Source organism: Gemmatimonadota bacterium, assembly GCA_026706345.1.
Taxonomy (GTDB): Bacteria; JAAXHH01; JAAXHH01; order JAAXHH01; family JAAXHH01; genus JAAXHH01.
In genome coordinates, this window is sequence record JAPOYX010000212.1 from 21,741 (window position 1) to 34,640 (window position 12,900).

13 protein-coding genes are annotated in these 12,900 nt (G+C 56.5%); 4 read left to right on the top strand and 9 right to left on the bottom strand.

Translation table 11 applies throughout. From position 1 onward, the window contains the following. Positions 1-88 precede the first annotated feature (88 nt). The gene (locus tag OXG98_14570) at positions 89-355 is read left to right on the top strand and encodes a hypothetical protein (GenBank protein MCY3773226.1); all 267 of its coding nucleotides are present in this window, start codon (positions 89-91) and stop codon (positions 353-355) included. Between the two features lie 419 nt (positions 356-774). Here OXG98_14570 and OXG98_14575 read toward each other — a convergent pair whose 3' ends face one another. From OXG98_14575 to OXG98_14615, 9 genes are all read right to left on the bottom strand, one after another. Further along, entirely contained in the window at positions 775-1,206 is a 432-nt protein-coding gene (locus OXG98_14575; GenBank protein MCY3773227.1) for a hypothetical protein, read from the bottom strand. A gap of 14 nt (positions 1,207-1,220) precedes the next feature. Beyond that, a complete protein-coding gene (locus OXG98_14580) occupies positions 1,221-2,768 on the bottom strand; it encodes a hypothetical protein (protein MCY3773228.1) in 1,548 nt (515 codons plus the stop codon). Between the two features lie 99 nt (positions 2,769-2,867). After that, positions 2,868-4,106, bottom strand: coding sequence for a mandelate racemase/muconate lactonizing enzyme family protein (locus OXG98_14585; protein MCY3773229.1), 1,239 nt, complete (start codon positions 4,104-4,106; stop codon positions 2,868-2,870). Continuing rightward, positions 4,103-4,981 (bottom strand): alpha/beta hydrolase, encoded by an 879-nt coding sequence (locus tag OXG98_14590; GenBank protein MCY3773230.1) that lies wholly within the window; start codon positions 4,979-4,981, stop codon positions 4,103-4,105. The genes OXG98_14585 and OXG98_14590 overlap by 4 nt, the downstream gene beginning before the upstream one ends. 60 nt (positions 4,982-5,041) lie before the next feature. Then, positions 5,042-5,500, bottom strand: coding sequence for an HIT family protein (locus tag OXG98_14595; protein ID MCY3773231.1), 459 nt, complete (start codon positions 5,498-5,500; stop codon positions 5,042-5,044). After that, positions 5,487-6,233 (bottom strand): hypothetical protein, encoded by a 747-nt coding sequence (locus OXG98_14600; GenBank protein MCY3773232.1) that lies wholly within the window; start codon positions 6,231-6,233, stop codon positions 5,487-5,489. The genes OXG98_14595 and OXG98_14600 overlap by 14 nt, the downstream gene beginning before the upstream one ends. 29 nt (positions 6,234-6,262) lie before the next feature. Continuing rightward, on the bottom strand, positions 6,263-6,922 hold the full coding sequence (locus OXG98_14605; GenBank protein ID MCY3773233.1) for a class I SAM-dependent methyltransferase: 660 nt from the start codon (positions 6,920-6,922) through the stop codon (positions 6,263-6,265). Between the two features lie 968 nt (positions 6,923-7,890). After that, positions 7,891-9,003 carry a VCBS repeat-containing protein gene (locus OXG98_14610; GenBank protein MCY3773234.1) on the bottom strand — a complete coding sequence of 371 codons (1,113 nt, stop codon included), beginning with the start codon at positions 9,001-9,003 and terminating at the stop codon, positions 7,891-7,893. A gap of 36 nt (positions 9,004-9,039) precedes the next feature. Continuing rightward, on the bottom strand, positions 9,040-10,095 hold the full coding sequence (locus OXG98_14615; GenBank protein ID MCY3773235.1) for a membrane dipeptidase: 1,056 nt from the start codon (positions 10,093-10,095) through the stop codon (positions 9,040-9,042). A gap of 165 nt (positions 10,096-10,260) precedes the next feature. On the opposite strand from OXG98_14615, the gene OXG98_14620 reads away from it, so the two are divergent. From OXG98_14620 to OXG98_14630, 3 genes are all read left to right on the top strand, one after another. After that, positions 10,261-10,932: a hypothetical protein gene (locus OXG98_14620; GenBank protein ID MCY3773236.1), complete on the top strand. Its 672-nt coding sequence runs from the start codon at positions 10,261-10,263 to the stop codon at positions 10,930-10,932. A gap of 652 nt (positions 10,933-11,584) precedes the next feature. Then, positions 11,585-12,274: a TIGR04255 family protein gene (locus OXG98_14625; protein ID MCY3773237.1), complete on the top strand. Its 690-nt coding sequence runs from the start codon at positions 11,585-11,587 to the stop codon at positions 12,272-12,274. Beyond that, on the top strand, positions 12,265-12,861 hold the full coding sequence (locus OXG98_14630; GenBank protein ID MCY3773238.1) for a hypothetical protein: 597 nt from the start codon (positions 12,265-12,267) through the stop codon (positions 12,859-12,861). The genes OXG98_14625 and OXG98_14630 overlap by 10 nt, the downstream gene beginning before the upstream one ends. Positions 12,862-12,900: the final 39 nt, after the last annotated feature.

Consider the following 12,900-nt stretch of genomic DNA (forward strand, 5'->3'; position numbering starts at 1 on the left):
TTTATTCTGCCTGTAGACCCGTTGCGTAATCACGATGCGAGGCCTGTTGCCGCAGTTTGGGGATGCTGCATGGATGATCCAGGGGTGCATGAATATCATCGCCGGGATTACCGGTAAATTCGACGGCCTGCACCGGGATACCGAAGACATCGACGGGATTCACGAGGTAGCGATTCTCGCGGTCTACACCAGGGGCGCGAGACCACAGATCCCGGAGACTCGGGGCAGCCCGCTTGACCGCCTTAGTGACGTCTTTGGACCGGCCCTCGCCAATCATCTCCGGTTGTTGAGCCAGGTGGCGGACTATCCGGTGAGAACCTGCGAGGACGATCGTCGCACCACCCTGGGCGGCTAGCGGTTCCAACACGGCGAAAACCTGTACGCCGGGATTTTCGTCAGCCTCGGGTTGTACGCTGGCCTGCAGGTCCAGGTGCCATGAGTTATCGGGCAGAAACCATGGTCCCTTCGAGGGGAAGGTGAGGAGAAGCGCTCCCCACGGATTCGGTATCTCCCACTTGTTCGGCCCGAGGAAATCGTTTATCACGTCGCGAACCACCTGACTGCAAGTCGGTTCGAAGGCGCCGGACCGGGTCAACGTATTGAATCCCTTGGGCCTTACTTCCGGCCAGCGCTCCGGCTCGTCCCGAGGAATCCCGCACCTATGCTCCAAGTCGTCCCAAACGCGATCAAGAACGGATTGAACGTCGTCTTCTGGAATCGCGCACGGAAGGCGCAGCCAGCCATGTTCATCGAGTTCGGATCTCTGCGCGATCGTCAACATGACTGTCCTTCCCCCAACCGCCTGAGTCGTTCTAGACGTTCGCGTTCGTTCTCTTTCAGCCAGCGGCCTTTCGACAGTTCCTGGTAGACGCGATCAAAGTATGGCCGGGCTTCGTTCGGCCTTTCCAGCGTCAGCAGGCACCTGGCGATTTCTTCGAAAACGTAGCCGGCAGGCGCTTCCACGACTTCCATCGCCCTGTTATTCCACATGACGGATGCATCTGCCGACTTGCAGATGCCGGGCATATGGGCTGCGTCGACGGCGTGATAGTCCTCGCGGGCGTTGCGGGCCAGTTCCCAGGCCGCTAGGAAGAGTGGGCGCGCTTCTTCGACCTGACCGGTTGTAGTCCCACAGATTGCCGAAGTTGGGAAGGTCTTCTCATTTGGACAAATCCTAGTCAGCGTCTTGTATTGTCCTTGTATCAACACCGATCAATCCATCACATCTGCCCGCCCACAGGCACCCGGGGTTCATCGTAATCCACGATCAGCTCGACCTGGTGCAATACGCGGGTCCCGCCCATCCCGGCAAATCGCCGTTCCAGAAGGACTTCTACTTCGTTCTGTCCTTCGTGAGCCTGATCGCCTGAGAGATTGAACGTGAACCAGAAATGAGTCAGGATGCGGTCCGGGAGACCGCTCCTGGCCGCCGTGTACGAGACAATACCGCCGTAGTAATGGGTACTTTCCTCCGGCGTAACGCGCTCGCCGTTGAACCGAAACGAAATTCCGTCCTCCGGGCAACAGTGCCCGATTCGCACGCCCAGCATCACGCCTTTGAATTCGCCGTCGTTCCGGGCGTCATCCAACCTGTCCCCCACCAGGAACGGTACCCGTGCGGGTACGCCTTCTTCGAGGTCCACCGGGAGATACCGCTCGGGTGTGTGAGGTTCCGCGTTGGGTTCCCTGTGCGCGGGGAAATAGTGCTTCTTCTTCCGGAGATGGATATCCGGATCGGCCATTTCACGAAAGATCTGGTATTCGCGTTCCGTATGCGGCCAGGGCAGGTCCGAAAGGTACAGACCGTCCGTTCCCATGTTACAGTAGTTGGCCGCCGCGGCCCGATACATCTCGATCGTCGGCAGGTGGTACCGGTCGTCGTACGGCGACCGGCCCAGCATGGGGTAAACCGGTGTCTTCGATCCTGCTGCCGCATCGACCAGCCACCCGATGGGCATCTCCTGGTCGAACAGGAAGCTCTCGGTCCAGGGGATGACGATATCCAGGAGGCCCTCCGACAGCCAACCCCGCACGTCCATGCCCAGGGCGAGGTTTGCTTCCTCGGTACAGCGAACCCGCACTGCCAGGCATAACGGTTCCCCCCGCGCCTCGCCGAGGCGATCGAGCAGCCGCCTGACCTCGCGGACGAAATCTGTAAGCACAGGCGTTTCCTCCCGCGCTTCCGACGGCTTGAAGAACACGCCCACGTACGGATCGAACTCCAGCCCGTCCATGCCGTACCGGCCGCACACCTCCTCGATGACACCCAGCCGCTCCGCGCGCACCTCCTCGCGGGTGTAGTCCGCGCAACCGGCCGCCCGCGGATAGTCGGGATGACTCTCGCCGATCATGACTTCCGGATGTTCCCGCTTGAGGCGGCCCAGCATGTAAGGGTTGTCGGCGTCCGGCGAAGTGGGTTCGGTCATCCGCAGGCTGCCAAGGATGCACCGTCCCTTCTCGTGCGCCCGCTCCACCGCCACGGCAAGCGGATCGATACCCGCCTCGAGCGCCAGGTTCAGGTTCTTCGTCGCCCGCCACCACATCATGCTCATGTTATGCTCTTCGACGCCTTCTCCCCACTTCAATCCAACTTGTGTGCCGTGGAGGAAGGTTTCGCCCGATCCGAGTCCATAGACCAGGGTATCCACGTCGGTTCCCAGGATCTCGTCCACGGGCTGCCGCCACTGGTGCAGGCTCATCGGGGGTTCGTAGCGGTAGATGCTGTAGTGGCGTGCATCGTTGTAGTGGATCAGTTTTGGTTTTTGCATGTTTAGCTCTTCAGTGTCGAGGTCTTGATCGCATGTGCGATTTATTGGAAGTTACTTGAGGCGTCGGCACCGCCTGGCAGAACCGCTGGCCGAGTACAGTTACTGTTCGAGCACAACACCTTCCCGTTCTATCCGGACGAACATCTCCCGGTATTCGGCGGAACCGTCGTCATCCCAGTATTCGGTGGTAACCGGTGCGTCGTAGCTCATGGGGACCATGCCGCGCCGCCTGTCGGGCCGCACCATGAAAATTGAATCCTCCGGATCGGCGATGTTGTACATCCGGGTGCCGTTCTCGAAGCGCGAACGGATGATCCACTTATCCTGCGGCGGGAGCTTCAGGTGTTTGAGGCGCCCGAGTTCGTCGCGGTCCAGCGTGACGCCCAGCCCCGGCGATTCTGGAACCCGCACGAACCCGTTGACCGGTTCCAGGCGCTCCACGGTCACGTCGCTCTTCCAGGTCTCGGTCGCGCTGATGAAGTGAAAGTTCGCCGAGGGAAAGGCCGCCATCATGTGGGTGGTCATGGCCCGGGTGATGTTCCCGCCCACGTTCTGAAGCATGAAAGGGCTGTTGTCCGCCGCGAACAACCCCGCGCGGCTGATGGCGGTTCCGATCATTGAGTGCCCCAGCATGTACGCATCAGCAGGTTTCGTGAACACTTCGTACGTCGCTTCCGTGGGGAAATGGTGCAGCACGACGGGCAGTGTGGAGCGCTTGCGCAGTTCGATATAGCCCTGGACATCCCCCGGAGGGAGGGGATCCTCGAAACAGCCGGCAATCCGGAACTTCTCCAGTTTGTCCAGGAGTTCGGGCATGTGGTCGTCGGTGCCGTGCATGGTGAAATCGTAATGGATCCTGAACCCTTTCGGTGCCACCGCCTGCATGGCCTCGGTCTGATCCATGACGTTTTCGAAGGGCGATAGATGATATTTCATCCAAGTATAGCCGCGCGCCGCGTACTCGCGCACGGCTTCGGCCATGCGATCCGGATGGGTCGAAACCGTCCAGCTTCCCACCGGCACCCAGGACCGGTGCTTCTGACCAATCAGCTTGTAGACTGGCACGCCCGCGGCCTTGCCCATCAGGTCGTACATCGCCGTGCCCAGTGCCAGGGAGGTCTCGTCACCGATCCAGTCAAAGGGGCTCGTTCCGATGTATTGGCCGATCACCTCTTCCGGTTCCGTGCCGTGTCCTTCACCCAGTCCGACGAGTCCATCGTCGGTGTGCGCGACGTAAACCGTCCGCTTCACCGGACCGTAGAAATGGTTGAGCTGGTATGCGATCCAATCCTCGTACTCGAGGTTGATCTCGTGTACTTCTATCTCGGTGATCTTCATGGGGTGGTCCCATTCTGCTGGTAAAACGAGATGATATCCTTCCGAACCACGCCGCATCGGTGGACGAGGCTGTGGGATTCATCCGAATACATCCTGAACGTCGCATCTGGAATCTTCGCCGCAAGATCTCTGCCCCAATCTACGGGCACTTCCCGGTCTTTGGAACCGTGAACCACGAGTGTGGGAACCGGTATTCGCGCGCATTCCTCCGTCAGGTCCCTGTCCAGGTACGCGGCGATAGCTCGTAACTGGATCTCATACCAGAGTACGCGATCCTGCAGGCCGCACCTCGTCAGGAACTGTGCTATGCGATCCTCGTATTCTGTCAGGACACCTCGTTCCTTCATCTCCTCCCGTTCCCAGAGTATGTCCAGACTCAGTTCGACACCCTCGGGCCGGCTGTCCCAGGCCGCCGCTGCTCCCTGTGCTTCAAGGGTTTTCAACTGTCCTCTGACAATCCGGGTTATCGGGTCTTCCGCGGGCCAGAGATTCGCGGCGGTACCGGCCAATACGAGTGTCTTGACTCTTTCCGGGTACATGGTTGTGAAGAGTATGGCAATGGGTCCTCCCGCGGACGAACCAATCACATGGGCTTCTTCCATGCCAAGGTGATCCAGCAACTCCGACAGATCCCGTGCCTGATTCTCCAGGTCATACCCGGTCTCCGGGCGGAAAGACCGCCAACAGCCCCGGCGATCGTACGCTATGAAACGGTAACTCGAAGTGAAATCCGTCTCCCAGGTCCACTTGCCGCTCGATTGCGCACGAAGATGCATGTCAATGGAAGGGAATCCGCCGTGTATGAAGACGACGGCCTCACCCTCTCCTTGAACATCGTAGAACAATTTGAAGCCGTTAATGGATGCGTACGGCATAGTAACTTCCTAGTGGTCCTAGATCCAACTCAAGTTGGTGCCGGACAGATACTTGACCTGCTACTCTGCATCTTCCTCGAGCGCTTCTATCAAAGGTCCTGAAATGCGCTTCAGAGACTGCAACGCGTATTCTTGACGCGCACGGCCGACCAGATCCCTGGGATAGACGACGAGATGGCCATCGTCCGTATATCGCGGGAAAACATGCCAGTGAACATGCGGCACTTCCTGAAACGCCGCGGGACCATTTGACTGCCAGATCGACAGTCCTTCCGGCGCATAAACCCGGCGAACCGCCCGGGCGACTCTACAGACCGTGCCGGCGAGGGAGGAGGCCGTGTCCTCGTCAAGGTCGTAGATCTGTTCGATATGATTCCTAGGGACGACCAGGACGTGCCCTTCGTTGCTCTGGCGAAGATCCAGGAACGCCAGGGTAGATTCATCCTCGTATACAGTCGCGGAATCCAACTCGCCTCGTATGATGCGACAAAAGACGCAGTCGATGTCATGTGGCGTCACGGATCTGTCCCGCATCGTTTTGCCCGGCGACCCTCGCTCGGCGCGCTTTCGTTTTCAAGATACTCCGCCTTTTCTTCTCCTCCGCCTTTTGTCTTTTCTCCTCCGCTTTCCGTTCTCGCTCCGTAACCGCCGACGCATACTGTGCCTGACTCCTCCGCACCTTGTCCAACCACTCCTGGCGGGTAGAGAGGATCTCCGAACTGCTTTGGGCGCCATAGCTCAGATGGTTCAGAAAATCGATGATTTCGCTGGTCTTCCCGCCGATAAGATCGCGTGCTCCCGGTCCGGTCAGACCACCTTCCAGTTCCCAGTGGTACCTGTGAATCAGCGTGTCGATCAGGATCATCTTTTCCTGGGGTGACCTCGCGACCCTGTATTGCTCCACGTATTCCTTCAGATATGGATCCATGCCGGACGCAATGAGGTGCTTGCCCCGTATCGACTTATGGTATTCCTCCCACGATAGCTCCCAGTTACAGGACTCGCAGCAAAGCAGAAACGCCGGGTCGAAGTCGTGTGCGATCTCCCCGTGGCACAGGGCACAACTCGCAAGACCGCTGTTCGCAGCCCGTGCGCGGAATATGTTTTCTATCCTCACCAGCAGGCCGATACCCACATCGTCGATCAGTACTTCGTCACAGATCCCGAGTGCGTCTTTCTTGTATAACTCGGCGATCTTGTGGCGCGGAATCCGTCCCGCCCAGGTCGGTCTGTCGTGTCTGACTTGAGTCAAAGCCCTTTTCCATTCCAAATCCGTCGGATTCAAGATTTTGATAACACGCCAATGTAACTGGCACCATCGGAGTCCAGGAATTCCGCAACGCGCCAACCCGTGTCATTGAGCATCTGCGCCATCTCCTCCTTCGACACGAAGAGATAGTCAAGCCATGGTGTCTTAAGATTCTTGAAACGAACTCGAATGCGTACCTGCCCGGACATCCTTCCTCTTCTTCTGTTTCCCTTATGATACTCCCTGTGAACCGACTCCGACGTTAGATAGGGATCCCTGGACTCTGCAATGATTCGTGCCGTTGGTGTAGTCATTCTGTGGAATCGTTTGAGTAGCCTATTCGCTCGTTTACTGTTTCCCAAAGTGCCGAAATTGCCTCCCAGCATCATAATCGTATCAAAAACGCCAAATGAGGGACCTACCTGTGTAACCGACATTACCTTACCGTGTCGCAACCCCCTGTGTCGTGAGACCTGGATCGCGCCTGGCGAGATGTCTATTCCCAAGACACGGCAACCTTGCTCCTGACAGAATATCGAGTGTGTACCCGCACCGCAGCCTACGTCAAGAACCCGGCCGCTTACATACTTCATCGCCATCACGTGATGCGACGGCCAATCTTCGTATGAGATGAAGTACCGGTTTCCGTAGCCGGCTTCAATGAAACCGTCATCACGTTCGATGATCTCCAATGAATCGTTGCCTTGAAAGCAGCTTAGCAGAAGCTGTCCGAATGCATCCTGGGACTTGTTCATCGCATAACCAACAGGAGCCGGATATCCGGCACCGGGCAATGTGTCAGGTAGTCAGAGCGTCTTACCAGATCAGGCCCCATTCTTGAAAGAGGCGATGCCATGAAGTCGTCCGGGTTTCTAGTCATATCAAACATCCCGGGACTGTGTCCACTCGAGTCGTTCCAAGATGGGCATTACATCGAATAATGTTCGGATCACGGGCACGGAACTCACATCGGCGTGCTTGTTTCGGTCAATGAGTATCGGTGCTATATTCGCACGCCTCGCACCATAAATGTCCCACCGTGGGTTGTCTCCGATAAAAATACAATCCCGCGGTTTGCATCCGAAGAAACTCAAGGCTTTGCGGAACATCGGTTGGGCGGGCTTTCGCCAACCCACATCAGAACAGAAGATCGCTATTTCACATCGCTTCAAAAGGCCGTGCCGGCGGAGTTCATCGATCCAAGGCTCACGGGGAGCTCCCCACGGGCAATTTGAAAGTATCCCCATTCGGAAACCGTTGGCCTTGAGGGAATCAATAGCGGGAAGAGTGTCATTGTAAAGCTTGGCAATTGAAAAGATAGGATTGAGGAAAGTACGGCAAAATGGAAGCCACTCGGTTTTTGAAACACAATCCGGGACGTTAAAAATCCGTGCCAGCCTTCTGTATAGCGGTCGAACCCGACCGTTTCTCGCTTCGTAGTTCTCTTGTTCGACGCGTTGTTTGATCGTTGAATCTGAAGGAATCCTATGCCCGGAACGCTCAAGTTCCGCGCTGACAGATTGAATCCCATCCCAAAGCAACGCGGGGAACTCGTCCCGGTTATAGTAGCGGACCAGAGTTTCCCCAAGATCAAACAACAGAATTGGTCGCAAGTGAGCATGCCCTGTTAGTGGTTATTGAGTGCTAGCTATAGCTATCTTCACTCCGGCATGTACAGATACAGATTGTCAACCAGTTGCGGCCGTGGCGCGGTGTCCTGGAGCCAGCGGTAGGGTTTGCTGATGATCCCGACCTTCTCGTCCAATTCGATGACCTGGGCTTCGTGCGTACCGATGCCGGTGTCGATGACGTGCTGTTCCATCCCGTCGTCGCGGCTCAAAAAGAGCAGTTGCTGCGGTGGGTGAGGTTTCGTCCAGTCCCCGCGGCCCATCTCTCCCACGTAAATGTCGGGTCGCCCGTCGCCGTCGAAGTCGGCCACCTGCAGGGTATGCGCGTCGAGCAGCCGGTCGTGGAGCACTTCGGCTTCCCAGAGTTCCCCGGCGTCCGCGCCCGGTCTGAACAGCGCGAGGCGTCCGTAGGTCTGGCCGATGTCCAGGGCCACCTCGCAGACAGCGATTTCTACGCGGCCGTCCCCGTCGAAATCCGCCGCACGAACCCGCACGCCGCCATAGCCTTCGGCGAATACATGCCGTTCCCATTCACCGTTTGACCGGAACCTGTACCACGAAGTCCCGGCGATGAGTTCCAATCGGCCGTCGCCGTCCACGTCGGCGGCCGCGAAGTCCTGTTCGTTCACACCCGTGGCTACCTTACTGACCCTCGGCCACGGGGTCACGAATGGATCATCGGGCACCGGAACCGTGAATATCGTTTCGGCGTCGGGGTTCCATACGTACAATTCGTCTCGGCCGTCGCCGTCGATATCCGCCACCAGCAGGTCGTGGATCCGGCTATCGGGAAGCTCGAACACCACGCGGCGCGTCCATCGCTGGGAGGGATCGTCGGGGCAGGCCCACCAGAATACGTGGTTGCCGCGATCGCTGGTGCCTGAAATCAGGTCGAGCTTGCCGTTGCCGGTGAGGTCGACAAGGGCGGTGCCGACACTGATGCTTGGGAACGAGTCATCAATGAGGTGGGGTTTCCAGGCCCCGCCGTCCGTTCTGCCGAACCAGTGGAGTCCGTCCGGATTGCGGGTGGCGATGACGAACTCCTGCACGCCGTCGCCATCGAGATCCCCTACAACGCAGTCCATGCGTTCGGCGGGACCGCCTTCGTAGATGGTGTGACGGCGGAATATGGGTAGATCGGGCATGAATCCGGCCTTTGTCCAGGATGACGCTCGCCTGCATCAACTCCACGTCGTGCGCAGCGTCCGAACCCAGTTGCCGTGCATGATATCGGCAATATCGGTCTCCGAATAGCCGCGGCGTTCGAGGATGGCGGGAATCTTCCGCAGGTCGGCGATGGTTTCGAGATCGGACGGGCACTGCTCTTTACCGTAGCCGCCGTCCGTGTCGGTGCCGATGGCGGCGTGGCGCGCGCTCCCGGTCAGCTGGCAGACATGGTCGATGTGGTCGACCACGGTCTCCAGCGTGATGCCCGAGTTGTCCATGGCGACCGGGTCCCACAGAGGGGAGATCATCCAGACGTCCAGGGCCGTGCCGATGACACCGCCACGCTCGGCCAGGGCCTTGATCTGTTGGTCGTCGAGCTGGCGGTCGTGGTCGCAAAGGGCCCGGCAGCAGTTGTGGGTGGCCAGTACGGGACCAGTAAATATGTCAAGCGCTTCCCAGAATGCCTGCTCGGCCAGGTGGCTCACATCCAGGATGATCCCGGCCGCCTGCAGGGCTTCGAGCATCGGGCTTCCCCGTGGCGTAAGGCCGCCGGGTGCCTGGGTTCCGTGGGCGTAGGAGCTGACCCCGTAGTGACACAGACTCACGACCCGCAGGCCTTCATCCCACCACTCGGCCACCTGTTCGGGACCTACGATGCCGTCCGCGCCTTCCATGCTGAGGACGAACCCCAGCGGGGTTGCCTGGGGATCGGCGTCCCACTCGGCGAGGTGGGCGTCGAGCTCGGTCCGGTTGCGTATCTGTCGAAAGACGCCTTTGGATTCCATCAGGCGGTAGTAGGCCAACTCGCCCATGCACCTGGCGTAGGCGATGTCCTGGGTGCGCACCCCGGAAAAACGCTTTCCCATCGAAGCGATCCGGCAGTTCACCGTGACGAAAAAGAGGCCGATCCCGCCGCGCCGAAGCTCCTCGAAATTCACCACGCCCAGGCCGCGCCCCTTCTGCGCCATGCCGGCTTCGGCCTCGCGGATCTTGGCGATGGGCTGGAACAGATCCCGATCCCATTCGAGGGCGTTGTAGGCGATATCCAGGTGGGAATCGACGATCAGCATGAGGGTTCTCCCAAATTCAAACAGGAAATTTCAAATAGTTCAGTTACGGCTGTACCACCGCTTCGCAGCTACGCTGTACCACTTTACAAACACCTTGATGGACTGCTGATTTAGTTACAACATATCCCTACTGTTTGCCTGCATGCACATGAAAGGAGATCGGGGATGGCGGCCGGATTATTCGCAGCGCTGGTGGTCACGCTGCTGGCGCTGCTCGGCATTTGTACTCGTTATCACTTCGTCGGGGATATCAACCTCATCCACTGCCTGATGAGTCTGTTCTTTTCGACGAATCTGCTGGTTTGCTACTGGGAGGTGTGCCTGTTCCTCAAACGGGACTACATCGAGACGCGCACCGAGTACTGGCGAAGGCGGCAACAGGAGACCGGCCGAACGCCGGCGGTCGAGTTTCTTACCACCAGGGTGCCGTTGAGAAGAATCCTGTCCCCGACGATCTGGGCCGATGTCTGGGCGACGTACTCCCTTTTCGATGGGTCTTTCTCAGACCGCCGTACATGGGGCTTCAATGTCGACGTCGCCAACGGGTTCTTTACCCCGATCCCGACCGTGATCCTCTACGGGACCTTTACCGTCGAGTTCATGCCCGCGGTCCTGGCCGGCATCCTCGGTCTCATGCTTTCCTGGCAGTGGACCTACATGACGTCTGTCTATTGGGTCAGTTTCTTCGTGGCCAGGAGGCAACGCTTGATCACCAGGGGCGAAATGTACCTGTACATTGGCGCCCTGAACGCTCCCTGGGTGCTCTTCGCGCTACTGGGATTGTACGTGTCGGCACGCCTGATCCTGGACGGCGACTACGGCGTTCTGGGTTTCTGACGGACAGATACACTTCATGGTAGTTCATCAGGTCAGGTCGAATATGGAACCTAACTTAATTAAACACTTTTCTTAATTACCTATTAGATGATAACCGAATAGGATTCGATCTGAAAGCCGTATCGGTAACAGGTTGTTTATACAGGCAGGAAAGGTAATGGCCCCATTGAATCTTTGCTGAATCACAACAAGTTATCTCGAGAGTATAAAACGTACTAGCGACCAATTAATGTCGAATGGTGTAACCCCAAAGGGCTAAATTGCCCCAATTTAAGGAACCTGCGGTTTAGTTTAAACGTTAAAATTCATTAGCAATTGGTTTTGGCGATTCTGTGCTTGGATGAAGGGTCCCCGCGTTAAGTACTGCGAACCTTGCACGACAACAAACCACCCGTTTATGTATTCAGACACTGCCACCTAGACTCACAAGCGTACAAACCGTATGTAACATTAGGTACCTGCTTTGTCGTTTGTTTTTTTGTATACTGTAATCTTGACTTGGAGCATCCCATCAGTATCTTTAGCTATGTCCTCCACCTAGCGCAAAATACATACCATGGTACGATCTTCATCTCGTGTAGGCAAAGTGAAAAACTTCCCAAAAGCTCCAGTGTCCGAGGTTATCTTTGGCGTAACTTTTTCGGAGAAGTGGTTGTCAATTGAGGACCAGTTTGACGCCCAGCGAGCCTTATCGGACGCATACCCCCGAGTGGAGATCCTTCCTCCTATTGCTGACGAATGGATGGATGGATTTCAGCTAACACAAGACTTGAATCCCGACAGAATGGGAGTTGTCCTCGTACGTTTGCGCAGCAATGATGGTAATTGGATGTGTCAAATTCAGGCAAACAAGTTTTACTTCAACTGGATTCGTCCAGACCTTGAGCCGGTCGGTAGCTACCCAGGCTACGAAGCAATTTATCGGAGATTTTGTGAGGCATTCCAAGCCCTAAGCCAGCGTTTCCCAAAAATCACTTCTAATCCGGTCAAGTACTACGATCTTGGCTATCATGATCGTCTCGAGTGGCAAGATTACATCGATAGCCTAAGTGATGCACACAAAATCATGCGGTTCAACCCTCCAGAGATCGAGACGCCAGAAGGACTCAACAACTCATTTTCACGATATACATATAGCTATGGTCCTTTGGGCGGATATGGTGTTTTCGCCATGAATACGGCCACAGCTGCCACGGGCAAACAGGTACTTCAGCTCGAGAGCACTCTTCGTGGGATACTCCCAAATCAGTCCAGAGAAGACTGGTTCAACGCCGCCCACATGATTCAGTACGATCATTTTGAGAGGATTTTCACACCGGAGGTCCTAAAGCGATGGAGTTGAAAACGCTTGAATATTCTAACGCAATGGATTCACCCTCAGTATTCATCGATGACAAAGTAGAGGTGTTTGATGTATTCGAGGCGACTACTGTATCGGGTTTCGGCGACAGTGTAACGATCCTTGGTACTTCGGTTGTTTCCAGTTTTGGCAATGTAAATTTCCAAAGTTCCGGCCAGCCTGACGACTGGAATTCGACCGGACTTCAGAATTTCGCATCGCTGGTTTCTAGCCGGTGTAACTATCTCGAGGGATTGATTGAACTTGAACCAGATTGGGTTTCTGGAGGTTCTGTCAAACCTTCAACGTCTGCGATTTACCTTTCCCAAGCGTTGCTTCGTTACATAAGGACAAAGGTTGTTCGTAAAGAGCTCAATGTTATTCCAAAAATTGTAATGGGTCCTATCCCTAGCGGAGGGATAATCGTTGAACTTCATGCGGATGATGATAACGCAATCAATGTAACAATTCCAAACGATGATCGAGTAGAGGTGGAGGTGCAGTACGCCGGCTACTACTTCGATGTCAACTTATCGGAGAATGAGTTGATTGGCACGGTAACATCTCAATATGCCTCCATCTCCCGGTAGTGAAATTCAAAATGGAGAGGTGTTGTTCAGGTGGTGTCG